This window comes from Burkholderia sp. B21-005, from assembly GCF_020843965.1.
Lineage (GTDB): Bacteria > Pseudomonadota > Gammaproteobacteria > Burkholderiales > Burkholderiaceae > Burkholderia > Burkholderia ambifaria.
The window spans coordinates 760,720-786,622 of record NZ_CP086302.1 but is presented as its reverse complement, the minus strand read 5'-3'; the positions used below and the strand labels follow the sequence as shown (position 1 = coordinate 786,622).

The 25,903-nt window shown below is 66.8% G+C and carries 21 protein-coding genes and 1 pseudogene; 6 read left to right on the top strand and 16 right to left on the bottom strand.

The features are described from left to right. Positions 1 to 17: 17 nt before the first annotated feature. Together LMA02_RS19925 and LMA02_RS19920 are read right to left on the bottom strand one after the other, a co-directional pair. A pseudogene (locus LMA02_RS19925) lies at positions 18 to 630 on the bottom strand (aminoglycoside resistance protein); the annotation flags it as partial. Between the two features lie 284 nt (positions 631 to 914). Beyond that, the gene (locus tag LMA02_RS19920) at positions 915 to 1,364 is read right to left on the bottom strand and encodes an HU family DNA-binding protein (RefSeq protein ID WP_006754477.1); all 450 of its coding nucleotides are present in this window, start codon (positions 1,362 to 1,364) and stop codon (positions 915 to 917) included. Positions 1,365 to 1,622: 258 nt separating this feature from the next. On the opposite strand from LMA02_RS19920, the gene LMA02_RS19915 reads away from it, so the two are divergent. Continuing rightward, a complete protein-coding gene (locus LMA02_RS19915) occupies positions 1,623 to 2,741 on the top strand; it encodes an acyltransferase family protein (RefSeq protein WP_228909494.1) in 1,119 nt (372 codons plus the stop codon). Positions 2,742 to 3,246: 505 nt separating this feature from the next. Here the strand turns inward: LMA02_RS19915 and galU are convergent. Further along, on the bottom strand, positions 3,247 to 4,134 hold the full coding sequence (gene galU / locus LMA02_RS19910) for a UTP--glucose-1-phosphate uridylyltransferase GalU (RefSeq protein ID WP_006754479.1): 888 nt from the start codon (positions 4,132 to 4,134) through the stop codon (positions 3,247 to 3,249). 229 nt (positions 4,135 to 4,363) lie between these two features. After that, complete coding sequence (locus tag LMA02_RS19905) at positions 4,364 to 4,507, bottom strand: hypothetical protein (protein WP_006754480.1); 144 nt, start codon at positions 4,505 to 4,507, stop codon at positions 4,364 to 4,366. A gap of 213 nt (positions 4,508 to 4,720) precedes the next feature. Here LMA02_RS19905 and LMA02_RS19900 point away from each other — a divergent pair, with 213 nt between their 5' ends. Continuing rightward, on the top strand, positions 4,721 to 5,896 hold the full coding sequence (locus tag LMA02_RS19900; RefSeq protein WP_105788818.1) for an acyltransferase family protein: 1,176 nt from the start codon (positions 4,721 to 4,723) through the stop codon (positions 5,894 to 5,896). A gap of 428 nt (positions 5,897 to 6,324) precedes the next feature. On the opposite strand, the gene LMA02_RS19895 is transcribed toward LMA02_RS19900, so the two are convergent. The 3 genes from LMA02_RS19895 to LMA02_RS19885 are packed head-to-tail and all read right to left on the bottom strand — an operon-like array spanning position 6,325 to position 12,481. Next, positions 6,325 to 8,787 carry a glycosyltransferase family 4 protein gene (locus tag LMA02_RS19895; protein ID WP_228909493.1) on the bottom strand — a complete coding sequence of 821 codons (2,463 nt, stop codon included), beginning with the start codon at positions 8,785 to 8,787 and terminating at the stop codon, positions 6,325 to 6,327. Further along, positions 8,784 to 10,250, bottom strand: a complete 1,467-nt coding sequence (locus LMA02_RS19890; protein WP_228909492.1) for an oligosaccharide flippase family protein — start codon at positions 10,248 to 10,250, stop codon at positions 8,784 to 8,786. Before LMA02_RS19890 ends, LMA02_RS19895 begins: the two co-directional genes overlap by 4 nt. A 38-nt stretch (positions 10,251 to 10,288) precedes the next feature. Next, positions 10,289 to 12,481, bottom strand: a complete 2,193-nt coding sequence (locus LMA02_RS19885) for a hypothetical protein (protein ID WP_228910060.1) — start codon at positions 12,479 to 12,481, stop codon at positions 10,289 to 10,291. 41 nt (positions 12,482 to 12,522) lie between these two features. Here LMA02_RS19885 and LMA02_RS19880 point away from each other — a divergent pair, with 41 nt between their 5' ends. The 4 genes from LMA02_RS19880 (at position 12,523) to LMA02_RS19865 (ending at position 16,077) form a co-directional block, all read left to right on the top strand. After that, on the top strand, positions 12,523 to 12,816 hold the full coding sequence (locus LMA02_RS19880) for a hypothetical protein (RefSeq protein WP_228909491.1): 294 nt from the start codon (positions 12,523 to 12,525) through the stop codon (positions 12,814 to 12,816). 159 nt (positions 12,817 to 12,975) lie between these two features. Next, positions 12,976 to 14,040: an acyltransferase family protein gene (locus LMA02_RS19875; RefSeq protein ID WP_165752801.1), complete on the top strand. Its 1,065-nt coding sequence runs from the start codon at positions 12,976 to 12,978 to the stop codon at positions 14,038 to 14,040. Positions 14,041 to 14,075: 35 nt separating this feature from the next. Continuing rightward, complete coding sequence (gene gmd / locus LMA02_RS19870) at positions 14,076 to 15,122, top strand: GDP-mannose 4,6-dehydratase (protein ID WP_166725235.1); 1,047 nt, start codon at positions 14,076 to 14,078, stop codon at positions 15,120 to 15,122. Next, positions 15,109 to 16,077, top strand: coding sequence for an NAD-dependent epimerase/dehydratase family protein (locus tag LMA02_RS19865; protein ID WP_228909490.1), 969 nt, complete (start codon positions 15,109 to 15,111; stop codon positions 16,075 to 16,077). The genes gmd and LMA02_RS19865 overlap by 14 nt, the downstream gene beginning before the upstream one ends. A 95-nt stretch (positions 16,078 to 16,172) precedes the next feature. Here the strand turns inward: LMA02_RS19865 and LMA02_RS19860 are convergent, their stop codons facing one another. The 9 genes from LMA02_RS19860 to trpB all read right to left on the bottom strand — a co-directional run bounded on the left by LMA02_RS19860 (position 16,173) and on the right by trpB (position 25,903). Further along, entirely contained in the window at positions 16,173 to 17,366 is a 1,194-nt protein-coding gene (locus LMA02_RS19860) for an O-succinylhomoserine sulfhydrylase (protein ID WP_228909489.1), read from the bottom strand. A 258-nt stretch (positions 17,367 to 17,624) separates the two neighbouring features. Further along, positions 17,625 to 19,157 (bottom strand): amidophosphoribosyltransferase, encoded by a 1,533-nt coding sequence (gene purF, locus LMA02_RS19855; RefSeq protein WP_166725238.1) that lies wholly within the window; start codon positions 19,155 to 19,157, stop codon positions 17,625 to 17,627. A gap of 51 nt (positions 19,158 to 19,208) precedes the next feature. Beyond that, positions 19,209 to 19,703 (bottom strand): CvpA family protein, encoded by a 495-nt coding sequence (locus LMA02_RS19850; protein WP_006755189.1) that lies wholly within the window; start codon positions 19,701 to 19,703, stop codon positions 19,209 to 19,211. A 6-nt stretch (positions 19,704 to 19,709) separates the two neighbouring features. Beyond that, on the bottom strand, positions 19,710 to 20,567 hold the full coding sequence (locus LMA02_RS19845; protein WP_228909488.1) for an SPOR domain-containing protein: 858 nt from the start codon (positions 20,565 to 20,567) through the stop codon (positions 19,710 to 19,712). 29 nt (positions 20,568 to 20,596) lie between these two features. After that, the gene (folC, locus tag LMA02_RS19840; protein ID WP_228909487.1) at positions 20,597 to 21,907 is read right to left on the bottom strand and encodes a bifunctional tetrahydrofolate synthase/dihydrofolate synthase; all 1,311 of its coding nucleotides are present in this window, start codon (positions 21,905 to 21,907) and stop codon (positions 20,597 to 20,599) included. A gap of 100 nt (positions 21,908 to 22,007) precedes the next feature. Beyond that, complete coding sequence (gene accD, locus LMA02_RS19835; RefSeq protein ID WP_006755101.1) at positions 22,008 to 22,880, bottom strand: acetyl-CoA carboxylase, carboxyltransferase subunit beta; 873 nt, start codon at positions 22,878 to 22,880, stop codon at positions 22,008 to 22,010. 66 nt (positions 22,881 to 22,946) lie between these two features. Continuing rightward, positions 22,947 to 23,762, bottom strand: coding sequence for a tryptophan synthase subunit alpha (gene trpA, locus LMA02_RS19830; RefSeq protein ID WP_006755100.1), 816 nt, complete (start codon positions 23,760 to 23,762; stop codon positions 22,947 to 22,949). Between the two features lie 87 nt (positions 23,763 to 23,849). Then, positions 23,850 to 24,701 carry a DNA-methyltransferase gene (locus LMA02_RS19825; protein ID WP_166725241.1) on the bottom strand — a complete coding sequence of 284 codons (852 nt, stop codon included), beginning with the start codon at positions 24,699 to 24,701 and terminating at the stop codon, positions 23,850 to 23,852. A gap of 8 nt (positions 24,702 to 24,709) precedes the next feature. Further along, positions 24,710 to 25,903, bottom strand: coding sequence for a tryptophan synthase subunit beta (trpB, locus tag LMA02_RS19820; protein WP_175725112.1), 1,194 nt, complete (start codon positions 25,901 to 25,903; stop codon positions 24,710 to 24,712).

Genomic DNA, 25,903 nt, shown 5'->3' with positions numbered 1-25,903 from the left:
ACACACCGCTGCGTCGACAGCATCGCTTCGACGATCCGTCGCGCGTAGCGCACGAATGCGGCGACCGGTTCGCATGACGGCGGCGCATCGGCGCCGTCACCGTGCAGATAGACGGTGCACGCGGCCGACAGGACGGGGCGGTACGCGTCAGGCAAGCGCGCCAGTACCTACGCAGCGGCGACGAAGTCGTGCGCGGCACCGGCTCGAACCACGCGGCCCGAGCAGCGCAACGTCGTACTGGCGCATCTTCGTCAACAGGATCGCCAGATCGTGATCGATGCATGGCGGCTCGACGATACCCGCGCGTAGATCGCGGCGCAGCCACTCGCCGAACTGGAGCGCGCATCGGGCCGGATGACGCCACGGCACCACGTCGCCGCGCACGACGATCGTCACTTCCAGCGCGCGCATCTGCGCCGTGCTCCGCGGCAACGCCGACACATCGAGCAACTCGAGCAACTCGAGCATCGACCCGCACCGCGCCCCTTCGCCCGGCGGGGCGGCAATCGTCATCAGCAGTTCAATGTCGCTGCGCGGTTTCGGGCCGCCGTCGAGCGCCTGGCCGAACAGATGCATCGCCTGCAGCGTCGCACCCAGATGCCGTTCGATCGAGGCGCGCGCGGCAGCCATCTGGCCGGCGACTCGACGGGAATGATCGCCGCGTTCATGACGCGAGACCCGCGCGACGCGCAGCGTTGCAAGGCTGCGCGACCAGCACGCACGCAGCGATCTGGCCATCCGCACGCGCGGCCGGCAGCCCCGGATGCGCACCACGTCATGCCGCATCCGCGCGGCACGACATCACCGCCGCGCGATTTGCGCAGCGCAATAAAAATCCCCGCACGCTTTCGCGTACGGGGACCGTCGGACATCGCAACGGTCGCCGACTTGCATTCGGCGGCCGTTACGCGGCATTACGCAGCCGCGTCCTTCAGCTTCTTCAGCGCACGTGCCTTCACGCGCACGCTGGCCGGCTTTGCCGGGAACCAGCGCTCTTCGCCCGTGAACGGATCCTTGCCGAAGCGCTTCTTCTTCGCCGGCACGACTTGCGCCGTGATCTTCAGCAGACCCGGCAGCGTGAACTCGCCTGCGCCCTTCTTGTGAACCGAGCCCAGCACGACGTTCTCGAGTGCGGTGAGCACTGCCTTGACCGCCTTCACTTCGACAGCTGCACGCTCAGCGATGTGCGTTGCGAGCGATGCCTTCGTGAACTTGTCCTTCAGCGGCGTCGGAGCGGCCGGTGCTGCCTTCGCGACAGCCTTCTTGGCCACTACTTTCTTCGCGGGCGCAGCCTTTTTTGCAGCCACTTTCTTGGTGGCCGGTGCGGCAGCCTTCTTGGCCACCTTTTTTGCGGAAGTCGCCATGTTTCTCCTACCAGGTGTGGTCGTTGGATACACGAAGCGTGCAACGCGCGCGCTTCAACGCCGGATTCTACAAGCGCCTCGACGCTTCGTGCAGTACTTTTATGCGTTTTCGCGGGGTTTCCCGCAGGTTTTGTTGCGCGCGACCGACTTCATCGACGCTCGAACGTCAAAAAACACCTTCACGTATACGTCCGAACGCGAATTACGTTCGATATTTGCACACCTATACTGACCTCGCTCAGTGCCCCGGATGTCTTCATGCGCGAAGTCAGATACGTCAAAGGACTCGACGGCCTGCGAGCCATCGCCGTCATCCTCGTTTTCCTGTCCCACAAAGGCCACGTCCTCGCTGTCGACGTGGGCAAGCTCGGTGTGTGGACGTTTTTCTTCATCAGCGGATTCCTGATCGTCGGCGAACTGCATCGCAACCGCCAGGCGATCGAGTGCGGCACGATGACCCGCCGCCACGCGCTCGCGCTGTTCCTCGCGAAGCGCGCGCTGCGGATCTTTCCCGTCTACTACCTGCTGCTCGCCGCGCTCGCGATCGCGCACGCGCTGTTCTACCAGCGCGGCGTCAATCTCGGGCTCGCGTGGCACGCCGCGTTCCTGTCGAACTACTGGATCGGCATCGTCAAGGACGGCTGGCCGGGCTCCACGTCGCACTTCTGGAGCCTCGCGGTCGAGCAGCAGTTCTATCTGATCGCGCCGCTCACGCTGCTCGCGGTACCGGCCGCGCGCCACGTCGCGCTCGGCGTCGCGGCCGTCGCGCTGTGCGCGCTCGCGCATCTCGCGCTGTACGCGCTCGACGCATCGCCGGTGCTGATCTACGCGTTTTCCCCGTGGAATTTCGCGCTGATCGCGCTGGGCGGCGTCGGCGGGATGGCGCTCGCCGATCGCGGCCCGACCGTCGTCCGCCGCATTCCGCCCGGCTGGCTCGGGGCCGTCGGCGTCGTGTTCTTCCTCACGCTGCCCGCGTTCACGGCGCTGCCGGACATCGTCTCGGGGCTCGTGGATCTCGGGCTGTCCGTGTCGCTCGGCGCGCTGATGCTGTGGATCGTCACCGAGCCCGACCATCCGGCCGTGGCGCTGCTCGACTGGACGCCGCTCGTCTATCTCGGCACGATCAGCTACGGCTTCTACCTGTTCCACAACCTGATTCCGGCACGTTTCGGCGAAATGCCCGCGCTGTTCGCCCACGTGCCGATGCCCGGAATCGTCCGGGAAGCGCTGCCCGAACTGCTGCAGTTCGCGCTCGCGGTGCTGCTTGCCCATCTGTCGTGGCGCTATCTCGAAAGGCGCCTGCTCGACTTCAAGAAGCCGATCGCCGCGATGCTGGCCCGGCACTTCGTCGCGCGGCCGAGCACGTCGCCGCGCTGAACGGAACAGCCGTACGGGCGCGACGCAAGCGGAAAACATACGTCGGGGCCGGCGACGCCGAGCACCGAAACGGTGCGCCGCCGACGCCGTTCGTCCCTCACGAACACGCATCACGTCGGCGGATGAAAGTGCCGCTGCGGCAACGTGGTGCTTCGTCGACATCCACCGCGAAGCGACACCCCGACCCAGCGTCAACGACGGCTATCGCCCCGCGCAACCTTCGTCCCCGAAGCCGCACGCAACCGGCACGTCGGCGCCGGTTTCATCGCCACGGCGTCCGGCACCCCACGCACTGCGCACCGCGCACGCGAAAACCGAATCGCGCGTTAGGACAAACCGGAATCGCCACGCACGCCCCGGTTCGATCCCGCCGAATTCGACTGCGCTGACTACCCCGCACCGCGCGTCCGTCGCGCTTCGCCCGCACGCAAAAAAGCCCCGGCGCACAAGGCAGCCGGGGCCAACGGAACAACCACCACCTGAAACAGCGGAGCAGCGCGGCTGCTTATGCGACAGCAGCCAGCGCGGGCAGGCAGGTACGCAGGTACGCCTCGAATTCGCGGCTCACTTCCGGATGCTGGAGCGCGAGCTCGACGGTCGCCTTGAGATAACCGATCTTGCTGCCGCAATCGAAACGCGTGCCGAAGTAGCGATACGCGAGCACCTGTTCGTTCGCGAGCAGCGACTGGACGGCGTCGGTCAGCTGCAGTTCGCCACCGGCGCCCGGCTTGAGCTTGCGCAGATGATCGAAGATCGTCGGCATGAATACGTAGCGGCCGACCACGCCGAGGTTCGACGGCGCGTCTTCCGGCGCCGGCTTCTCGATGATGCCCGACAGCTTGATGATGTCCTCTTCCCACTCACGACCTTCGACGACGCCGTACGAGCGGCTGTCCTCGCGCGGGATCGTCTCGACCCCGATCACCGAGCTGTGATAGTGGTCGAACACATCGACGAGCTGCTTGAGCACCGGCTGTTCGCCGTGCAGCAGGTCGTCGGCGAGGATCACCGCGAACGGCTCGCCGTGCACGAGCTTTTCCGCGCACAGCACCGCATGGCCGAGACCGAGCGCTTCCGGCTGGCGCACGTAGAAGCAGTTCACGTGGCTCGGCTTGATACCGCGCACGAGCTCGAGCAGCTTTTCCTTGCCGCGCGCCTCGAGTTCGGCCTCGATCTCGTAGGACTTGTCGAAGTGATCCTCGATCGCGCGCTTGCTGCGCCCCGTCACGAAGATCATCTCGGTGATACCGGCGTTGATCGCTTCCTCGACCGCGTACTGGATCAGCGGCTTGTCGACGACGGGCAGCATTTCCTTCGGGCTCGCCTTCGTTGCCGGGAGGAACCGGGTGCCGAGACCGGCAACGGGGAACACGGCCCTGGTGACTTTCAACATGTTCGCATCCTGATTGCGTTGACTGCGCCGCGTCGCCCTGCGACCCGGCGCGATTGTTTTCCGAACGGCATATCGAGAATCGACGGTACGGCCAATTCCACTCCGCTCATTTTCGATATGGAACGATTGCCCCATGATTCCGGAAAATAGATAATCCGCGGATCCGGTCGATATTGCCGAACGGATTGCCGAAGCAGAAACAAATTACCGATTTTCCGGATACAAATTCTTACGAATCGAATTCCTCGATAAACGGGACGCCGCCCCGCTCGAGACCGGGGCGAATCGGCTCGTTCTGCAGCGCCTCGCGGTACGCCGACAGCACGGCCATGACCAGCAGTACAGCTGCGCTAGCGATCCAATGCATGTCCATCTTGCCGCTCCTTGCTTCAATCAACTGGAGCTTCAAACTATCAGAAAAAAATCCGCAAATAATTGTAGCGGTTGCCAAACCGCTTTCAGAGCCGGATGAAACCACTATCTGAAATATCATTATTTCACGGCGGGATTTTTTTATTCATTCGATCGAATTCTTGCGCATTACGATTGGACCATCCCCTTCATCCGTCGCAAGGAATCGAATCGCATGCAAGCTTTCAGCGGATCGCCTTTGACCGCGCCGCCCGTCGCCGACCACAAGGAACACGTGATCGACGCGATGCGCGGGTTCGCGGCGCTGCTCGTCGCCTATTTCCATTGCCGCCAGGTCGTCTGGGTCGGCATGCAGAGCTTCCATCGTGCTTACGGTCATGCGCTCGACCCGAGCGTGATCGTCGGCTACCTGACCTTCCCGTTCGGGTGGGGATCCGCCGGCGTGCCGATCTTCTTCGTGATCAGCGGCTATTGCATCCACCGCAACGCGGCGCTCAAGCTCGCGGCCAATCCCGCGTACCGGCTCGACGCCACGAACTTCTGGGCGCGCCGCTTCGCCCGGATCTACCCGGTGCTGCTCGCCGCGCTGCTGTTCACGCTCGCGATGGACGCGGTCAGCCTGCAGATCGCGCCGGTCAGCCACAAGATCCGCGACGTCGGCCTCACCGCGTTCCTCGTGAACCTGTTCTCGCTGCAGGGCGTCGCCGGCTACACGTACGGGTCGAACGGCGCGCTGTGGACGCTGTCGCTCGAAGTCCAGTTCTATGCGATCTACCCGCTGCTGTTCGCGCTGCGCCGGCGCATCGGGATGCCGGCCATCGTGGCGGCCGTCGCGCTCGTCAACGTCGCGTCGGCATGGCTGCTCGAACGGCACGACCTGCAGTTCTTCACGTCGTACTGGCTGTCCTGGACGATCGGCGCGTGGATCGCCGACGTGCGCGCGCAGCCGGCGCACGGCACGGCCGCCGTGCCGTCGCGCGCGTGGTACCTCGCGGCCGCCGTGCTGCTGGCCGCGGGCTGCGGCGCGTTCCATATCGGCCAGTACGGCGCGTTCCAGCTGTGGGCGGCCGGCTTCGCGTGCTTCCTGTACCGCGCGCTCGCCTGCCCGCCGCGCCCGACGCCGCTGCTGCGCGTGTTCAGTTGGTTCGGCGACTTCAGCTATTCGCTGTATCTCGTCCACCTCCCGCTGTTCGTCTGCCTCGGCTCGGTGCTGTTCCATTCCGAACTGCAATTGTCGATCTGGCCGTCGTTCGCGTTCATGGCCGCCGCGATTCCGGTCGCCTATGTGTTCTACCGGCTGTTCGAACGCCCGGCGATGATGTGGTCGGCGAGCCTGAAGCCGACGCGCACCGCTCGCGTCGTCGCGCCGGCCCCCGAACGGGCCGTCTGAGCGGCGCCGTTCCCGCGCTCCCTGCCCCCGCCCGGCCTCAGGCTGCGCGGGGGCTTTTTCATGGGCGGGACGGACCGCCGGCATCCATTCGCGCGCCGGGTCGCGACAGGCACCCGGTACGCAAGCATCCCAATCGAGCCAGACGGCCGTCAGGCGGCTGCGCTACCGTCGCGTCGCCCAACCCCTCGCCAGCTCCGCACCATGACCGCACGGCGCCGCTCAGGGCGTTCCGTCAAGCGATCACGGCGCGGGCGACAGTCGCGGTCGGTAATCCCTGCGCCAACGTCGCAGCGGCCCATCCCGACACCCGACACCCATCGCCCGACCGCGCGACAGGCGTTCGCCCGCCCAAAAGCAAAGCCCTCATGCAGCACGACACCGCATGAGGGCTCGTTTCCCGACGCATCGCGCGTCGGGGCGCACCGCGCCTACCGTTTCTTCGCCTTCGCGGCCTTCGCCGTATCCGCGAGAATCTTCTCGACCCGCTCCACATAGGTTTCGGTGCCGAACCGGCGCACCGCGGTCGCCCGCCCGCTCGCGACGAGCCGCTCGCGCAGCGCGGCGTCATGCTTCAGCCTGCCCAGCGCATCGGCCAGCGCGGCCGCGTCGCCCGGCTCGCAGAGCAGCCCGTTTTCCTCGTCCTCGATGATCTCGACGACCCCGCCCGCGCGGGCCGCGACCACCGGCCGCCGCGCGAGCATCCCCTCGACGATCACCCGCCCGAACGGCTCGGGCGTGATCGACGTATGCGCGACCACGTCGACCGCCTTCATGCACGCGGCCACGTCGCGCTGGAACCCGAGGAAGTGGACGCGGTCGCCCATCCCGTGCCGCGCGACGATCTCATGCAGCTGCGCCGCGTATTCGTCCTCGCCGAACAGCGGCGCGCCGACCAGCACCACATGCATGTCGGGATGGCGTGCCGCGGCCTCCAGCAGCAGATGCTGCCCCTTCCAGTGCGCGAGGCGGCTGAACGAGCCGACCAGCCATGCATGCTCGGGCAGCCCGAAGCGCGCGCGCAGCGCGGCCTGGCTGGCATTGTCCAGCGCGTCGAACGGTTCAGCCGAAATGCCGTTGAACACGACGTCGACGTGCTGCGGCGTGAAGCCCGTCAGCGCGCGGAACGCCTGCGCGGACGCGTCCGAGTTCGCGATCACGCGCGTGACGCCGAACCGCGCGCAGTACTTGATCGCCATCAGCTGCTTGCTGCCGAAATGGTCGCCGCTGACGATGTCGCGCAGGTGCCACACCACCGGCTTGCGCGCGAGCCGCCCGGCCAGCGCCGCAACCACCATCGCGCGCTGCGTGTTCGCGTAGATCACCTCGGCGCGGCGTGCGCGCCGTGCGACGTCGCGCACCAGGCCGGCGAGCCGCTTCAACGCGCCGACCGACACGCCACCCTGCTTGCGCACCCCGGCGAGCTCGCCCTGGTCGAGCACGTCGACGCGCGCGCCGATCTCGTCGAGCGCGGCGCGGAACGGGCCGTCGTCGAACAGCAGCACGTCGGCGTTCGCGCGCATGTGCTTCATGATCTCCAGCAGCGACAGCTCCGCGCCGCCGAGCACGCCGCTCTGGTCGAGCACCAGCGTCGCCGGGCCGTGCGCGGCCGGCATCGGCGCGGCGCTGCCGCGCTGCGCGGTCGCGCCGGGCAGCGCGGCCTCCACATAGTCGAGAAAACGCCGGCGGAACGTGTCGGCGGAGAAGCGCTCCGCATTCGCGCGGCACGCGTGCGGCGTGAAACGCTGCGGCGCGCGCTCGAAATCGTCGACCGCCGCAACGATCGCGTGCGGCGTCTGCTCGTCGAAGAACAGGCCGGTCGGGTTCGCGTGCGAGCGCGGCTCGAGTACGGTTTCGAGCGCACCGCCCTTGCCGTACGCGATCACGGGCGTGCCGCACGCCTGCGCCTCGACCACCGAAATCCCGAAATCCTCCTCGGCCGCGAACACGAACGCCTTCGCGCGGCGCATCCGGTCGTGCAGCACCGCGAACGGCTGGTAGCCCATGATCTCGACGTTCGGGCCGGCCTTCGCGCGGATCTTCTGCATCTCCGGGCCGTCGCCGATCACGACGAGCTTGCGCTCCGGCGTGCGCGAGAAGGCCTCGACGATCAGGTCGATCTTCTTGTACGGCACCATCCGCGACGCGGTCAGGTAGAAATCGTCCTTCACCTCGTTCAGCGAGAAACCGTCGACGTCGACCGGCGGGAAGATCACCGCCGCGTCGCGGTGATACACCTTGCGGATGCGTCGCGCGATGAACGCGGAGTTCGCGACGAACCCGTCCACCGCGTTCGCGGTGCGCGTATCCCAGTTGCGGATGTAGTGCAGGATCATCCGCGCGAGCAGCGATTTCGGCCCGTGCGTGAGGTTCGACTGTTCCAGATACTGGTGCTGCAGGTCCCACGCATAGCGGATCGGCGAATGCACGTAGCTGATGTGCATCTGGTCCGGCCCCGTCAGCACGCCCTTCGCGACCGCATGGCTGCTGGAGATCACGAGGTCGTAGTCCGACACGTCGAGCTGCTCGATCGCGAGCGGCATCAGCGGCAGGTAGCTGCGGTACTTGGTGCGCGCGAACGGCAGTTTCTGGATGAACGAGGTCGTCACCGGCTTGCCGCGCACGAACGCGCGATCGTCGAGAAAATCGACGAGGCTGAACAGGTCTGCGTCGGGAAAGCACGCGACGATCTGTTCGAGCACGCGCTCGGCGCCCGCGTACGTGACGAGCCAGTCGTGGACGATCGCCACGCGCAGCGGACGCGACGCATCGCGTGCGCCCGCCGGCGCGGCCGCTTCGGTCCGGCGCAGCGCGGTGGCGCCGCCGGCTTCGGCCACGGCGGCGTCCGCCGTGGCCACGTTCAGGATGGCGTGTTCCGCCAGATCGCGATTCATATCGTTTTCCTCGCATTGAGACGGACGAACAGGTCGCGCACGAGCGCGCGCAGTCCCGGCGTCATCGTGAGCGACCACGCAAGGTTCAGCAGCAGCACGACCGCGCACAGGCCGATCGACTCGCCGAGCCCCGACCACGCTTGCGCGAGAAACAGGCTCGCGAGCAGGAAGGCGAGATGCGCGAGCATGTCGAGCACGATCGCGCGCATCCGGATTGCCGACAGGTAAAGCAGCACGCCGTAGTCGACCAGCGCGCGCGTCGCGACGACCACCGCCGCGCCGATCAGCCCGAAGTGATGAATGCCGAACCACAGGCCGCCGACGAAAAACGGCATCTCGACGAGCCCGGCGAACGCCGCGCGGGCCGGGTTGACCTGCGACTGGATCAGGATGCGCGTGACGCTCGCCTGGCCGACGAGCCATACGCTGATCACCAGCACGCGGCCGACCGGCGCGGAATGCGCGGCGAGATCGGCGCCGACCCACAGCGAGAGGAACGGCGCGAGCGCGAAGATCGCGACGATGCCGACCGGCGTGAACACGCCGTTCAGGAATTCGAGCGACTGGCGCGCGAGCGTGTCGGCGTGATCGCGGCCGACCGCCGACAGGCGCGGAAACAGCGTGCGCACCAGCGCGTTCGGCAGCATGTTCAGGCGCGTGACGAGGTTCTGCGGCACCGTGTAGTAGGTGACGAACTTCGCGCCCAGGCCGGCGCCGAGCATCACGCGATCGAGCGTGTCGGCGATCATGCTCGTCGTGCTCGCGATCAGCATCCAGCCACCGAAGTTGAACAGCCCTTTCGCGGTGCCCCATTGCGGCGGGTCGATGCGCCGGATCCCGAGCACCTTGATGCTCGCGTGACCGAGCATCACCGCCGCGACGAGCCGCGCGACGACCGCGGCCGCCAGCACCGTCTGCAGGTTCGGCGCGATCCACCACGCGGCGCCGAGCGGCAGCAGCTGGAACAGGAACGTGCCGATCGTCTGGTTCGTGTTGAACACGCCGAACCGTTCTGCGCCGTTGATCGCGCCGGCGAACACCCACGACACGTTCGCGAGCGGAATCGCGAGCGCGAGCCACGGCAGCGCGAGATACACCTCGTGCTGCATCGCCGCCGACGCCTTCGTGAAATACGCGGTGTAGACGAACGCCCCGAAATAGATCAGCAAGCCGCCCACGATGCCGGTGCCGAGGTTCAGCCAGAACGCGCTCCAGAAGACCCGCGCGCTTTCGTCCGCGTTGCCGCTCGCGAGCGCCTTCGAGATGTGGTTCTGCGCGGCCATGCTCATCCCGAGATCGAGGATCCCGAAATAGCCGATCAGCGTCCACACGAGGCTGACGACGCCGTAGCGTTCGACACCCAGCGCGTGGATATAGGCGGGCACCGTCACCAGCGACACGAAGGTCGGCAGGATCAGCCCGATGAAGTTGATCGAAACGTTCTTGAGTATGCCTTTGTCCATTCTTGTGCCTTGTGTGGCGACGACGCCGGTGCGCCCCGTCACGGTTTCCAGCGATACATCAGCACCTTGCCGCGCGCGTCTTCCTCGACGAACACCAGGTATTCGCCGTTCTCGCGCCGAAACGCGCTGATGCCGAACGGCACGTCGACCCAGCCCGACGCCTTGCCGACCTCGGCGCCCGGGCTCATCACGCCGACTTCCTTGCCGGTTTCCTTGTCATACACGTGGATCTTGCCGACCGGCTCCACCGTGAAGATGTAGCGGCCCTCGACGGTGATCCCGATCAGGTCGAGGATCGGCTTCGCATCGAGCTGCCAAGGCAGCGCGACCGTGTAGCGCACGACTGGCGAGCCGGTCGACCACTTGTCGAAGCGCACCAGCACGCGGCCGACTTCCTTGTTGATGCCCGGCTGCGGCGGCGCGTCGGCCGTGTAGCCGGTCACGTACAGCGTGTCCGTCTGCGCGTCGTAGATCGAACGGCGCAGCTGCGTGAACGGCTGCGGCATCGGATAGGTCGTGACCTTGTCGTACGAGTAGATCGGGTTGCCGGCCTTGTCGACGCCGCCGTAGCTGAAGCGATGGATCCCGCGGACGTCGCTCGTGCGCCAGATGTCGCCCTTCGTGTCGATCCACCAGCCCCAGCCGCCCGCCTTTGCCTTGCCGGTCGTGTTGATCGTGAATTCGTCCGCGTCGAGCCGGCCGTTGCCGTTCGCGTCGCGCCAGATCCAGTCGCCGCCCGGCGGCTTGTTCGGCACTTTGTCGACCGGCCGCGCGCGGCCCGCGATCAGGCCCGACGGAATCGCGACCTCGCCGTCGCGCTTCGCGTCGAAGCGGTAGATCTTCAGGTGGTCGGCGTACATGTCGGTCAGGTACAGGAACGTGCGGCCGTCGACGCGCCGCGCGAACGGCATGCCGGGATACTGGTCCGTGTGGAACACGGGATCGTCCGGATACTTGAAGCGGTTCGACAGGAATCCGGCGTATTTCCAGTCCTGGCCCGGCGGCTTCGACAGGTCGAGCTCGAAGCGCTTGTTGCCCGTATACACACTGTTCGGCCGTGCGGGATCGAGCCACGCGCCGTCGACGAACAGCAGCCCCTGCACCTGCCAGCGCAGCTTGCCGTCCGGCGTGTAGCTCTCCAGCACCGCGCCGAGCCCCGCGCCGATCGTGTCGTGACGCGGCCCGATGCCGTTCATCGACACATACACGTTGCCCGCGCGATCGACGCCCACGCCCGTCAGCCCGTTGAAGCGCTGCGGCCCGGGGCGTCCCGGCACCGGGCCCGCGAAGATCCCGCCGCGCTCGCCGAGCGTGCCGGACGGCGCATAGCCCTTGCCGCCTTTCGAGAAGATCAGCACCTGCTGGCGCGGACCGTTGTCCGCCACCAGCACGCGTCCTTTCGCATCGACCGCCACGTCCACCGCTTCGGTGCCGTCGGGCAGCGCGGGCGCGTCGTCGAGCTTGCGGCCGTCCGCGCGCACGTGCACGAGGTGCGCGGGCCCGCTGATCGTGTCGGTGAGCAGCCACAGCGTGCCGTCGCCGGCAAGCGCGATGCGGCCCGGCTCGTGCGCACTCCACGTGCCCTTCTTCTGCATCGTCTCGGCGTCGAACACGTCGACTTCGTCATGCGACGGGTTCGTCGCGAACAGCGTCTTGTCGTCCGCCGCGAGGCCGCCCACTTCGGCCTTCGCCTCGCCCACTTCCGAGCGTGCGGGGGCCGCCACCTCGTTCATCACCATGAAGCTCGCGGCCATCCGCGTGCGGCCGGCATCGGCGCGCCCGCCCGGCGCGACCTGCGGCGCCGCGCGAAACGGCGCCGGCTGCTTCATGTCGCCGATCGTGCGCCGCGAAATGCCGAACCACTGCTTGCCCTTGTCCGGCCAGATGCCGGGCGACTGCAGATGGCCGCGCTCGTTGCCGACGCCGATCGCGACGTACGCATACTTGTCGTTCACCGCGACCGCGTTGCCGCCGAGGTTGCCCCAGCCGTGCGTGCCGCCGGCGAAGCCGAGCATCTTGCCGTCCTGGTAGACGCTCGCCTCGGCGCCGCTCTCGTCCCACGGCGCGTTCGTATACACCTTGCCGTCGGGCGTCACCGCGATCGCGCGAATGTCGATCTGCGTCCAGCTGCCGTCGCCATAGCCGAACGTGTTGCCGATCCACGACGTGGTCGCGGGCAACACGGTTTCAGCCGGGGCGGCGCTCACGGACAGCGCCGCGCATACCGTCATGCCAACCAGAATCAGACGTCGCAATGCGCTCTCCAGACTCGATGCAAAAGCAACGGGGCACCGCGGCGGACTGCCTGCCCGGATGCCCTGTCACTAAATGGGTTTCAAACGTCGCGATGCAGATTACAAGCAAAAATAATCACAAGAAATTTGGAAATATTTGGGGATGTTTCCGCGTGAAATATCGCGCCGGAACAACGGGAAATAGCCGCCGCAAAGCGGAAATAACGACCGCCTTTCGCGCACCGATCCGTAGAAAATGCCGCCCCGGCCCGCCCGACGGCGCGCCCGGCCTGCAAACCTTTCATGTCGCGATTGAAACGACCGGCATTTGAATGTTTTCGGCCGGATAAATGACATGCGTTTTTTTGCCGATTTCTTTTCCCTAGAATCGATTTCGATTCAATATTTCATTCAAAAGGCATGCATTACGTTCACGCATCGGATGCACGACGCGCCACGGCACCGGCCGCGCGTCGCGAAGGAGCGGCGCGATGACGGGCATCTCGCGCACCGCCGACCTCGCCCCGCCGCAACACGGCCGCATCGTGCAGCTCGACGGGCTGCGCGCGATCGCCGTCGGCGCCGTGTTCCTGCAACACGCGCTGAAGGCGCCGCTCTGGATGGGCGTCGACCTGTTCTTCGTGCTGAGCGGCCTGCTGATCACGGGCATCCTGCTCGATCGCAAGGCGCGCGGGCAGTCGTACTTCAGCCACTTCTACGCGCGCCGCGTGCGCCGGATCCTGCCGCCGTACGTGCTGCTGCTCGTCGTGTCGACGCTGCTGTTCGGCGCGAGCTGGCTGCCGCACTGGCCGTGGTTCGCGTTCTTCTCGACCAACATCGGGCTGTCGCTCGGCAGCATCGGGCACGACAGCCTGAACGTGCTGTGGTCGCTCGCCGTCGAGGAGCAGTTCTACATCTTCTGGCCGTTCGTCGTGCTGTGGTGTTCGGAGCGCGCGCTGCTGTGGATCGCCGCCGCGCTGATCGTCGCGGCGCCCGTGCTGCGCGCGATCGCGACGCCGTGGTTCGATTCGTTCTGGCCGATCTACTACCTGACGCCGTTCCGGATGGACCTGCTCGCCGCGGGCGCGCTGCTCGCGATCGTGCTGCGCCGCGACCGGCGCGCGCTGGACCCGTTCTATCCGCTCGCGATCGTCGGCGCGCTCGTGTCGCTCGCGATCCTCGGCTGGCTGCACCTGTCGTTCCCGCGTTTCCGCGCGGCGAACACGCCGATCTCGAATGCCGCGCTCTACAGCATCTCGCTGCTGCTGTGCACGTCGATCGTCGTGATCGCGCTGCGCGGACGCGGCCTCGTGCAGCGCGTGCTGACGAACCCGCTGCTCGTGTACGTCGGCACCGTCAGCTACACCGTCTACCTGATTCACCTGAGCGTGCTGTATGCGCTCTGGCCGCTGCACCTGAACCGCTTCGTCACGGCCGCGCTCGCCCTCGCGATCACGCTCGCCTACGCCACGCTCAGCTGGTACGGCTTCGAACGGCGCCTGACACGCGGCCCGGCGCGCAACACGCTGCCGGCCGCCGCGCGCACGACCGCCTGACTTTCTCAATCCATCGTTTCGACCAGGACATTGCCATGAGCCAAAACCGCAAGAAGGCCATCATCACGGGGATCACGGGGCAGGACGGCGCCTATCTGACCAAGCTGCTGCTCGACAAGGGCTACGAGGTCACGGGCACCTACCGCCGCACCAGCTCGGTGAACTTCTGGCGCATCGCCGAACTCGGCGTCGACACGCACCCGAACCTGTCGCTCGTCGAGCACGATCTGACGGATGCCGGCTCCAGCCTGCGGCTGCTCGAACGCACGCAACCCGACGAGCTGTACAACCTGGCCGCGCAGAGTTTCGTCGGCGTGTCGTTCGACCAGCCGGCGACGACCGCCGAAGTCACGGGCATCGGCCCGCTGAACCTGCTCGAGGCGATTCGCGTGGTGAGCCCGAAGACGCGCTTCTACCAGGCGTCGACGTCCGAGATGTTCGGCAAGGTGCAGTCGATCCCGCAGACGGAAACGACCGCGTTCTACCCGCGCAGCCCGTACGGCGTCGCGAAGCTGTACGCGCACTGGATGACCGTGAACTACCGCGAGTCCTACGATCTGTTCGGCTGCAGCGGCATCCTGTTCAACCACGAATCGCCGCTGCGCGGCCGCGAGTTCGTCACGCGCAAGATCACCGACACCGTCGCGAAGATCCAGCTCGGCAAGGCGACCAAGCTCGAGCTCGGCAACCTCGACGCGAAGCGCGACTGGGGCTTCGCGCTCGAGTACGTCGAAGGGATGTGGCGGATGCTGCAGGTCGACGAACCCGACACCTACGTTCTCGCGACCAACCGCACCGAGACCGTGCGCGACTTCGTGCGGATGGCGTTCGCGGCCGCCGGTTACCAGCTCGAATGGACCGGCAAGGGCGAGCAGGAACGCGGCATCGACGCGTCGAACGGCAACGTGCTCGTCGAAGTGAACCCGAAGTTCTACCGCCCCGCCGAAGTCGACCTGCTGATCGGCTGCGCCGACAAGGCCAAAAGCAAGCTGGGCTGGGCGCCGGAGACGACGCTCGAACAGCTCTGCCAGATGATGGTCGAAGCCGACCTGACGCGAAATCGTCACCATGACACGTACTGAAGCCGGCCACCCGTCGCGCCGCGCATTCGTTACGGGCCTGACGGGCTTCACCGGCCGCTACATGGCGCAGCGCCTCGAAGCCGCCGGCTACGACGTGTGGGGCACCGTGGCGCCCGGCGCGGCGCGGCCGGACGATCCGGCGTTCGCGAACTGCACGCTGCTGCCGGTCGACCTGCTCGATGCGAACGCGATGCGGGCGGCGGCGGCCGACGCGCGGCCCGATGCGGTCGTGCATCTCGCCGCGCGTGCGCATGTCGCGCAGGACGAGCCGTCGCAAACCTACGCGGTCAACATCGTCGGCACGCGCAACCTGCTGGCCGCGCTCGCAGGCCTCGACCACCGTCCGTCGGCGGTACTGCTCGCCAGCAGCGCGAACATCTACGGCAATTCGACGGCCGGCGTGCTCGACGAAGCGGTCTCGCCCGCGCCCGCGAACGACTACGCCGTCAGCAAGCTCGCGATGGAATATGCGGCGAAGCTGTGGGCCGACCGGCTGCCGATCGTGATCGCGCGGCCGTTCAACTACACCGGCGTCGGCCAGGACGATGCCTATCTGCTGCCAAAGCTCGTGTCGCACTATGCGCGCAACGCCCCGCGCATCTCGCTCGGCAATCTCGACGTGAGCCGCGATTTCTCCGACGTGCGCGACGTGACGGCCGCCTACCTGAAGCTGCTCGAGGTGGCACCGGCCGGCGAGACGTTCAACGTCTGCTCGGAGCGCGCGTATTCGCTGAAGGAAGTGCTGGCGATGCTGGCGCGGATCGCCGGCTACGTGATCGACGTGACGATCGATCCGCGCTTCGTGCGGCACAACGAAGTCAAGAGCCTGAGCGGGTCGCGCGACAAGCTGCGGCGCGCGGTGGGTGAACTGCCGGTGACGCCGCTCGACGACACGCTGCGCTGGATGATGGAAGCGATGCGCGACTTGCCGCAGCCCGCCGGGCAGGCCGGCTGATTCCGCCAACGCACGCGTCGCCGCCCAAAAGACAACGGGCCGCTCTATCGAGCGGCCCGTTGTCATGTCGGCCGTGAAAAAACCTGCCGCCGCGCTCAGCCCTCGAGGCCGCGCGTGAGATCGCGGCGCAGGTCGCCCGCATTCTCCAGGCCGACCGCGAGGCGGATCAGTCCTTCGGTGATGCCCGCGGCCGCACGCGCTTCCGGCGTGATGCGCGCGTGCGTCGTCGTCGCCGGATGCGTGATCGTCGTGCGCGTGTCGCCGAGGTTGCCGGTGATCGAGATCAGCTTCGTGCTGTCGATCACGCGCCACGCGTTCGCGCGCTGCTGCTCCGGCGTGCCGCCCTTCAGCTCGAACGAGACGATCGCGCCACCCGCCTTCTGCTGGCGCTTCGCGAGCTCATGCTGCGGGTGCGATTCGAGCCCCGGATAGAACACGCGCGCGACGGCCGGATGCGAATCGAGCCAGCGCGCGATTTCCAGCGCGTTCTCCGACTGCTTCTCGACGCGCAGCGACAGCGTCTCCATCCCCTTCAGCAGCACCCACGCGTTGAACGCCGACAACGTCGGGCCCGCGCTGCGCACGAACGGGAATACCTTGCCCATGATGAAGGCCTTCGAGCCGACCAGCGCGCCGCCGAGCACGCGGCCCTGCCCGTCGAGGAACTTCGTTGCCGAGTGCATCACGACGTCCGCGCCGAGCTTCAGCGGCTGCTGCAGCACCGGGCTGCAGAAACAATTGTCGACGACGAACAGCGCGTTCGCCGCCTTCGCGATCTTGCCGATCGCCTCGATGTCGGCGAGTTCGGTCAGCGGGTTCGACGGCGTTTCGAGGAAGAACATCTTCGTTTCGGGCCGCACCGCTTCCTGCCATGCGTTCAGGTCGGTCGGGTCGACGAAGGTCGTCGTGATGCCGAACTTGCTGAAGATCTGCGAGAACATCCCGAGCGTCGAGCCGAACAGGCTGCGCGAGCTGACGAGGTGATCGCCCGCCTCCAGCGCGGACATCACGACCGACATGATCGCGGCCATGCCCGACGCCGTTGCGATGCAGGCCTCGCCGCCTTCGAGCGCGGCGAGACGATCCTGGAACATGGTGACGGTCGGGTTCGTGAAGCGCGAATAGGTGAAATAGTCTTCCGAATTCGCGAAGCGCTCGGCGGCCTCGGCAGCGCTCGTGAAGCAGAAGCTCGACGTGAGGAACAGCGCTTCCGAGTGCTCGTTGAAGTCGCTGCTGCGCAGCGTGCCCGCGCGCACGGCAAGCGTGTCGAAATTGAGGGAGTCGTCCATGTTCCGTTTTCCGTATTCGAGGGTCGCGCCGCGGGTCATGCATCGGGCGCGAACCCAGCCAAAAACCAGGCCAAAACAAAAAGCCCGCTATGCGTCGGCATCAGCGGGCTTCGGTGCGGGTACGACAGCGATCGACTCGGGCCGGCTCTCGCCGGCCTTCGCTTTAGCTGTTTTGGGAAGTCGCCCCGCGTCCGCAAGCTGAATCAAATCGACGCATGGCCACATCCTAGCACGCTTCGTCGGAAGCGTGCGCCGGCATCACTCGACCGACAGTTGCAGGTTCATCTGCGAACGCGCGGTGTCGCCCGCCGTGTCGCGATCGGCCTGCGACGCCGGTGCGAGACGTGCGCGCTCGATTGCATCGAGGTACTCGGGCGTCACGGCGCCGGTGATGTAGTTGCCGTCGAAGCACGACGCCTCGAAGCGTTCGAGCTTCGGGTTGATGTCGCGCACCGCGCGGCGCAGGTCGTCGACGTCCTGGTAGATCAGGTAGTCGGCGCCGATGATCTTCGCGACTTCGTCGTCGGTGCGGCCGTGTGCGACCAGCTCGCCGCGCGTCGGCATGTCGATGCCGTACACGTTCGGAAACTTCACCGGCGGCGCCGCCGACGCGAAGATCACCGACTTCGCGCCCGCATCGCGCGCCATCTGCACGATCTCGTGCGAGGTCGTGCCGCGCACGATCGAATCGTCGACGATCAGCACGTTCTTGTCCTTGAACTCGATGCTCATCGCATTGAGCTTCTGGCGCACCGACTTCTTGCGCACGGCCTGACCCGGCATGATGAAGGTGCGGCCGACGTAGCGGTTCTTGAAGAAGCCTTCGCGATACTCGACGCCGAGCTTCGCGGCGACCTGCATCGCAGCCGGACGCGACGAATCGGGAATCGGCATCACGACGTCGATCGGCACGTTCGGCAGCTCGCGCTTGATCTTCTCGGCGAGGTAGTCGCCCATGCGCAGGCGCACGTTGTAGACGGGCACGCCGTCGAGGCACGAATCCGGACGGGCGAGATACACGTACTCGAACATGCACGGATTCAGCGTCGGCTGCTCCGCGCATTGCTGGCTGTGGAAGTTGCCGGCCTTGTCGATGAAGATCGCTTCGCCCGGCTGCACGTCGCGCACGAATTCGAAACCGATGCCTTCGACCGCCACCGACTCCGACGCGACCATCCATTCGGTGCCGTGTTCGGTTTCGAGCTTGCCGAGGCACAGCGGGCGGATGCCGAACGGATCGCGGAACGCGAGCAGGCCGTAGCCGGCGATCAGCGACACGATCGCGTACGAACCCTCCAGGCGGCGATGCACGCCCGCGACCGCCTTGAATACGGCGGCCGGATCGAGCTCGAGGCCCGTCGTCGACAGTTGCAGCTCGTGCGCGAACACGTTGAGCAGCACTTCGCTGTCGGAATTGGTGTTGATGTGCCGGCGATCGATCCGGAACATCTCGTCCTTCAGCTGTTCCCAGTTCGTCAGGTTGCCGTTGTGCGCGAGGATGATCCCGAACGGCGCGTTCACGTAGAACGGCTGCGCCTCGGCTTCGCTCGACGCCGAGCCGGCCGTCGGATAGCGGACCTGGCCGATGCCGAAGGTGCCGGGCAGGCTGCGCATGTTGCGCGTGCGGAACACGTCGCGCACCATGCCGTTCGCCTTGTACATGTGGAAATTGCTGCCGTCCGCCGTCGCGATGCCCGCTGCGTCCTGACCGCGATGCTGCAGCAGCAGCAGGCTGTCATAGATCAGCTGATTGACCGGGGATTGGGAGATAACACCTACGATGCCGCACATGGCATGTCCTTCAAGATGACAAAATCGGTTCCGTCCTGCCCGGCCGCGTCGTCACACGCGTACGTACTGGGCCATGCCGTCGGGCAGGAGCTGCTTCAGCTCGTGCACGCCCTGTTCGGCGAAAGGACGCAAGAGCGCATTGCGCCAGAAATCCTGTTTGGGCAATTCGGTCAGCCCGGCCGCCGCGACCAGCAGCACCACCAGCACGCAGCCGCGGACGAGCCCGAACATCATGCCCAGCGAGCGATCGACTCCACCGAGGCCCGTCGCCTGCGCGATCCGCGACAACAGCGCGTTCGCGACACCCGCAACGAACACGACGCCGATCACGATCAGCGCGAACGCGAGCACCCACTGGGTGAGCGCGCCGCCCGGCCAGTTCGCCGGAATATACGGCACCACCAGCCCGACATAGCGTGCCGCGATCACGACCGCCACGATCCAGCCGATCAACCCGAAAATCTCCGAGACGAAACCGCGCCATGCGCCACGCAGCGCAGACAACGCGATTACCGCCAATACAGCGTAGTCGAAAGCCGTCAGCATCGCACGTTACTGCGTCAGTCCGGCTTCGCGCACCTTCGCGATCGCGGCGGACGCCGCCGCGCGATCCGCAAACGGGCCGGCACGCAGCAGTGTAGCCGTGCTGCCGTCCGCCTGCTTGCGATGCTCGACATATGCGGGCACACCCGCCGATTTCAACTTGGTAGCCCACGAACGGGCCGTCGTGTCGTCCTTGAACGAACCGAGCTGCACCGCGAAGCGCGCACCGGCCGGCGATGCGGGCGACGACGCGTCGCCGCTGTCGGTCGTGGCGTCGGCGTTCGCGACCGTCGCGGGTGCCGGCGCCGGCTTCGGCGCGACCGGCTTCGCCGCGGGGGCGGCCGGCTTGGCAGCGGGCTTCGGCGGCGTCACGCTCGCCGTGGTCGTCGAGGTCGTCGAGGTCGTGGCAGCGGGTTTCGCGGCCGGCTTGGCCGTATCCTTCGCCGCGGGGGCGGGCGCGGCCGCCACCGCGACATCGGAGGCCGGCGGCTCGTCGTGCGCGACGCCCGCCTGCACGTCGGACGCATCGTCGTCACGCGGCGCGACCGCCTGATGCGCAGGCCGGTTCGGAATATCGATCGCGATGTCGTCCGTCACCGGCTTCGGGTGCGAATCGAGCACCATCGGCAGCACGATCACCGCGCCGACGACGAGCGCGATCGCGCCGACGAGACGCCGGCGGGCGCGTTGCTTTTCAGGAAGGGTCGGATCGAGAAGCAGTGCGTCCGATTCCGGACGCTCGGTGCGGCGCGTGCGTCGCTCGACGCGTTCAGTGCGCTCCGTGCGCATGTTCCGGGAGGCCCCGGTACGACCGCCGCGCCGGGTGGGCGCGTCGTCGTCTTTCTTGCCGAACGAGAAAATTCCCATGAATGGCTGAGTCCGAAACTGCCCGACAGTCAGTGTTGCTGCGATTTCCGGTAGGCCATCACACCGGCCACCGTATGGAAACTGCCGAAAACCACGATTCTATCATTCTCGGAGGCTCTTTTTAGCGCATCTCGAAATGCTTCCGCGGGCGACGCGAACCGCGTGACGCTCGAATCCGCCCCGTCCTCCACACCGGCCTTGCGCAGCGCGGCTTCGAGCTGCTCCGCGCTCGCCGCGCGCGGCAGCGGCAGGTCGGTCACGCACCAGTGGTCGATCTCGCCCGCCAGGTGCCGCAACACGCCGTCGATGTCCTTGTCGTGCATCGCGCCGAACACCGCGTACGTGTACGGGAAGAAGCCCATGTTGCCGAGGTTCTGCTCGAGCACGGCCGCCGCATGCGGGTTGTGCGCGACGTCGAGCACGATCGCCGGCTTGCCGGGCAGCACCTGGAAACGCCCCGGCAGCTCGACGTTCGCGAGCCCGAGCCGGATGTCCTGCGCGGACACCGGCAGCACCGGGCGCAGCGCCTCGAGCGCGGCCAGCGCGGCCGACGCATTGATCAGCTGATTCGCGCCGCGCAGCGCCGGGTACGCGAGCGCCGGATAGCGCTTGTCGCGGCCGAGGTAGCTCCATTGCTGGCGCTCCGCGCCCGGCTGCGCTTCATAGCGAAAATCGCGACCGACCAGCCACAGGTCCGCACCGATCGCGGCGGCATGGTCGACCAGCGTGCCCGGCACGGCAGGGTCGCCGCAGATCGCCGGCTTGCCCGCGCGGAAGATTCCCGCCTTCTCGAACGCGATCTTCTCGCGCGTGTCGCCGAGGTATTCGGTGTGGTCGATGTCGATGCTCGTGACGATCGCGCAATCGGTATCGATGATGTTGACCGCGTCGAGCCGGCCGCCGAGGCCGACTTCGAGGATCACGACGTCGAGCCCGCGCGACGCGAACAGGTGCAGGATCGCGAGCGTCGTGAATTCGAAGTACGTGAGCGACACCGGCTCGGGCAGCGACGTGCGCGCCGCTTCGACGGCTTCGAAGTGCGGCAGCAGGTCGGCATCGCTGACCTGCTGACCGTTCACACGCGCGCGCTCGGCGAATTCGAGCAGGTGCGGCGACGTGTGGCAACCGACCTTGTAGCCCGCGTGGACGAGGATCGCCTCGAGGAACGCGCAGGTCGAGCCCTTGCCGTTCGTGCCGCCGACCGTGATCACGGGGCACGCGAATTCGAGCTGCAGCGCCGCCTTGACCTGCCCGATGCGGGTGAGGCCCATGTCGATGCCGACCGGGTGCGCGCGTTCGAGATGCGAAAGCCACGCGTCGAGAGTGGGAAAAGTGCTCATCGGATCAAATCTGAATCGGTACCGTCACTACGCCAAAAAACGAAACGCGCCGCCCGGCGGTTCAGCCGGGCGACGCGCGCAGTTCACAACGCCGCGCCGATCAGGCCAGCGCGTCGGCCGGCTGTCGCTGCAGCAGCGCGAGCAGCTGCGCGATCTCGTCGCGCATCTTGCGGCGGTCGACGATCATGTCGATCGCGCCCGTCGTCAGCAGGAATTCCGCGCGCTGGAAGCCTTCCGGCAGCTTCTCGCGAACCGTCTGCTCGATCACGCGCGGGCCGGCGAAGCCGATCAGCGCCTTCGGCTCCGCGATCACGACGTCGCCGAGGAACGCGAAGCTCGCCGACACGCCGCCCATCGTCGGGTCGGTCAGCACCGAGATGAACGGCAGCTTGGCTTCGGCCAGCTTGGTCAGCATCGCGGTGGTCTTCGCCATCTGCATCAGCGACAGCAGGCTTTCCTGCATCCGTGCGCCGCCCGACGCCGTGAAGCAGATGAACGGCACGTGCTGTTCCAGCGCGTTCTGCGCGCCGCGCGCGAAACGCTCGCCGACGACCGAACCCATCGAGCCGCCCATGAACGAGAACTCGAAACAGGCCGCGACGACGGGCAGCGTGTGAATCGCCCCGCCCATCACGACCATCGCGTCGGTCTCGCCCGTCTCGTCCATCGCTTCCTTCAGACGATCGGGGTACTTGCGGCTGTCCTTGAACTTCAGCGAGTCGACCGGCACGATTTCCTGGCCGATTTCATAGCGGCCTTCCGGATCGAGCAGCCCGTCGAGGCGCTCGCGCGCGCCGATGCGCATGTGGTGATCGCACTTCGGGCACACGTGCAGGTTCGCGTCCACGTCGTTGCGGTACAGCACGGCCTCGCAGGACGGGCATTTGACCCACAGGCCTTCCGGAATGCCCTTGCGGCTTTTCGGGTCGGTCTGCTTGATCTTCGGCGGCAACAGTTTGTCGAGCCAGCTCATCGTGTATGGTTTCCTGTTCCGTGGCGGGGCGGGCCGACCGGCCCGTTCCCGCCTCCTGTGTTGTGTTTATCGCGCCGTCTTGCCGGCGCCGTCCAGGGCGGCGCGCAGCTCGGCGATGAATGTCTTCAGCGCGGCGGCGGCGCCTTCCGGCGCGGCGCTCTCGAGCAGTTGCACCAGGCGGCTGCCGATCACGACGGCGTCCGACACTTCGGCCACCGCGCGCGCCGTTTCGGCGTCGCGGATGCCGAAGCCGACGCCCACCGGAACCGGCACGCGCGACTTGATGGCCGGGATTTTACCCGCAATGCTCGAAACATCCAGATTTCCGGCGCCGGTCACGCCCTTGAGCGACACGTAGTACACGTAGCCGCTCGCGATCTTGCCCACGTCGGCGATGCGCTCGTCGGTCGACGTCGGGGCGAGCAGGAAGATCGGATCGATCTGCGCGGCACGCATTTTCTCGGCGAACACGCCGGCTTCCTCGGGCGGATAGTCGACGACGAGCACGCCGTCGACGCCGGCTGCCTGCGCTTGGGCCGCGAACGCGTCGACGCCCATCCGCTCGATCGGGTTCGCATAGCCCATCAGCACGACGGGGGTCTTCTGGTCGGTCTCGCGGAAGCGCTTCACGTCGGCGAGCACGCTCTTGAGCGTGACGCCGCGCGCGAGCGCGCGCTCCGACGAGCGCTGGATCACCGGGCCGTCGGCCATCGGGTCCGAGAACGGCACGCCGAGCTCGATCACGTCGGCGCCGCCTTCGGCGAGCGCGTGCATGAACTCGACGGTTTTCGCGGGATCGGGGTCGCCGGCCGTGATGAACGGGATCAGGCCCTTGCGGCCTTGTTCGGCGAGTGCGGCGAAGGTCTGCTGGATACGATTCATGGCAATTTTCCTTTGTCGACCGGAGTTAGCGCTTTAGCGCTTACTCCGGTCCATGCAAAGCAGCGATCGGCACTGCGGCGGCGCGACTCACGCGCACGCCTGCGCGGCGAGCGCGTTCACGCGCTCGTGCGCGATCGCGCAATAACTTTCGTTGATCTCGTAGCCGACGAAGTCGCGCCCCTGCCGTGCGCAGGCCACCGCGGTCGTGCCGCTGCCCATGAACGGATCGAGCACGCGGCCGCCCGGCGGGCAGCTTGCGAGCACCATCCGCTCGATGATTTCCAGCGGCTTCTGGGTCGGATGATCGACGCGCTCCGCGTGCTGCCGATGCAGGCGCGAGACCGACCAGACGTCCTTCGGGTTGTAGCCCATCTCCAGCCACTTGCTGCCTTCGAACAGCTTGCGCGAGCGGGCCTTCTTCGTGTCGGCGTCGTACGGGATGCGGACCGGATCGAGATCGAAGTAATACGCCCTGGAAACCGCGAAAAAGCCGATGTTGTCGTGCACCGACGTGAAACGGCGCGTCGTGCCGCCCATGCTCGGCACGCGTCGGTCCCAGATGATCTCGTTGACCATCGTGAGCTTCGTCTTCAGGAAGCTGAAGATTTCCGGCGCGTACTGCCACGTGCAGAAGATGTACATCGACCCGCTCGGCTTGAGCTTCGGAATCGCGAGCTCGAGCCACTCGCGCGTCCACGCGAGAAACTCGTCGCCCGAACGCTTGTCCGAGTCGTTGCCGTAGTCCTTGCCGAGCCCGTACGGCGGATCGGCGACGATCAGGTCGATCGACGCATCCGGCAGGCGCGCGGCTTCGGTCATGAAATCGCGGTTGTGCAGTTCGATCCCGGACGGCCGTGCGCGCGGCACGGCGACGGCGGGCTGCCCCGCCTCCGCTTCGCTCGCGGCGCCGCCGCCCGGCTGTTCGATCAGGTCACGCATCGGTCGGGTCAGAGCGCGATGCCCGATCGCTCGGCGACCGTGTGCATGTCCTTGTCGCCGCGGCCCGACAGGTTGACGAGCAGGATCTTGTCCTTCGGCAACGTCGGCGCGAGCTTCACGCCATACGCGATCGCGTGGCTCGACTCGAGCGCGGGGATGATCCCCTCGATCCGGCAGCAATCGTGGAACGCCTTCAGCGCCTCCTCGTCGGTGATCGGCACGTATTGCGCGCGGCCGCTGTCCTTCAGCCATGCGTGCTCGGGGCCGACACCCGGATAGTCGAGGCCGGCCGACACCGAATGCGTCTCGATGATCTGGCCGTCGTCGTCCTGCAGCAGGTACGTGCGGTTGCCGTGCAGCACGCCGGGGCTGCCGGCGATCAGCGACGCCGCGTGACGGCCGGTGTCGAGGCCGTCGCCGGCCGCTTCGACGCCAATCAGCTGCACCGAGGTGTCGTCGATATACGGATAGAAGATACCCATCGCGTTCGAGCCGCCGCCGACGCACGCAATCACCGCGTCCGGCTGCCGGCCGGCGAGTTCCGGCATCTGCACCTTGCACTCGTCGCCGATCACGCGCTGGAAGTCGCGCACCATCGCCGGATACGGGTGCGGGCCCGCGACCGTGCCGATGATGTAGAACGTGCTTTCGATGTTGGTGACCCAGTCGCGCATCGCTTCGTTCAGCGCGTCCTTCAGCGTGCGCGAACCCGATTCGACCGGCACGACCGTCGCGCCGAGCAGCTTCATCCGGTAGACGTTCGCGGCTTGGCGGCGCACGTCCTCGGCGCCCATGTAGACGATGCACTCCATCCCGAAGCGCGCGCAGATCGTCGCCGTCGCGACGCCGTGCTGGCCGGCGCCCGTCTCGGCGATCACGCGCTTCTTGCCCATGCGCTTCGCGAGCAGCGCCTGGCCGATCACGTTGTTGATCTTGTGCGCGCCGGTGTGGTTCAGGTCCTCGCGCTTCAGGTAGATCTGCGCGCCGCCGAGCGTCTCGCTCCAGCGCTGCGCGTGATAGATCGGCGACGGACGGCCGACGAAGTGCTTCAGTTCGCGCTCGTATTCGGCGACGAAATCGGGGTCGTTCCGGAATTTTTCATACGCGGCGCGCAGTTCGTCCAGCGCGTGAATCAGCGTCTCGGCGACGAACACGCCGCCATACGGGCCGAAATGGCCGCGATCATCAGGAAGGTTGTACAT

Excerpts from the sequence above, each read along its gene's own strand:
- LMA02_RS19920 (WP_006754477.1), bottom strand. The coding sequence starts at position 1,364 with ATGGCGACTTCCGCAAAAAAGGTGGCCAAGAAGGCTGCCGCACCGGCC.
- LMA02_RS19915 (WP_228909494.1), top strand. The coding sequence starts at position 1,623 with ATGCGCGAAGTCAGATACGTCAAAGGACTCGACGGCCTGCGAGCCATC.
- galU (WP_006754479.1), bottom strand. The coding sequence starts at position 4,134 with ATGTTGAAAGTCACCAGGGCCGTGTTCCCCGTTGCCGGTCTCGGCACC.
- LMA02_RS19905 (WP_006754480.1), bottom strand. The coding sequence starts at position 4,507 with ATGGACATGCATTGGATCGCTAGCGCAGCTGTACTGCTGGTCATGGCC.
- LMA02_RS19900 (WP_105788818.1), top strand. The coding sequence starts at position 4,721 with ATGCAAGCTTTCAGCGGATCGCCTTTGACCGCGCCGCCCGTCGCCGAC.
- LMA02_RS19895 (WP_228909493.1), bottom strand. The coding sequence starts at position 8,787 with ATGAATCGCGATCTGGCGGAACACGCCATCCTGAACGTGGCCACGGCG.
- LMA02_RS19890 (WP_228909492.1), bottom strand. The coding sequence starts at position 10,250 with ATGGACAAAGGCATACTCAAGAACGTTTCGATCAACTTCATCGGGCTG.
- LMA02_RS19885 (WP_228910060.1), bottom strand. The coding sequence starts at position 12,481 with ATGACGGTATGCGCGGCGCTGTCCGTGAGCGCCGCCCCGGCTGAAACC.
- LMA02_RS19880 (WP_228909491.1), top strand. The coding sequence starts at position 12,523 with ATGCAAAAGCAACGGGGCACCGCGGCGGACTGCCTGCCCGGATGCCCT.
- LMA02_RS19875 (WP_165752801.1), top strand. The coding sequence starts at position 12,976 with ATGACGGGCATCTCGCGCACCGCCGACCTCGCCCCGCCGCAACACGGC.
- gmd (WP_166725235.1), top strand. The coding sequence starts at position 14,076 with ATGAGCCAAAACCGCAAGAAGGCCATCATCACGGGGATCACGGGGCAG.
- LMA02_RS19865 (WP_228909490.1), top strand. The coding sequence starts at position 15,109 with ATGACACGTACTGAAGCCGGCCACCCGTCGCGCCGCGCATTCGTTACG.
- LMA02_RS19860 (WP_228909489.1), bottom strand. The coding sequence starts at position 17,366 with ATGGACGACTCCCTCAATTTCGACACGCTTGCCGTGCGCGCGGGCACG.
- purF (WP_166725238.1), bottom strand. The coding sequence starts at position 19,157 with ATGTGCGGCATCGTAGGTGTTATCTCCCAATCCCCGGTCAATCAGCTG.
- LMA02_RS19850 (WP_006755189.1), bottom strand. The coding sequence starts at position 19,703 with ATGCTGACGGCTTTCGACTACGCTGTATTGGCGGTAATCGCGTTGTCT.
- LMA02_RS19845 (WP_228909488.1), bottom strand. The coding sequence starts at position 20,567 with ATGGGAATTTTCTCGTTCGGCAAGAAAGACGACGACGCGCCCACCCGG.
- folC (WP_228909487.1), bottom strand. The coding sequence starts at position 21,907 with ATGAGCACTTTTCCCACTCTCGACGCGTGGCTTTCGCATCTCGAACGC.
- accD (WP_006755101.1), bottom strand. The coding sequence starts at position 22,880 with ATGAGCTGGCTCGACAAACTGTTGCCGCCGAAGATCAAGCAGACCGAC.
- trpA (WP_006755100.1), bottom strand. The coding sequence starts at position 23,762 with ATGAATCGTATCCAGCAGACCTTCGCCGCACTCGCCGAACAAGGCCGC.
- LMA02_RS19825 (WP_166725241.1), bottom strand. The coding sequence starts at position 24,701 with ATGCGTGACCTGATCGAACAGCCGGGCGGCGGCGCCGCGAGCGAAGCG.
- trpB (WP_175725112.1), bottom strand. The coding sequence starts at position 25,903 with ATGTACAACCTTCCTGATGATCGCGGCCATTTCGGCCCGTATGGCGGC.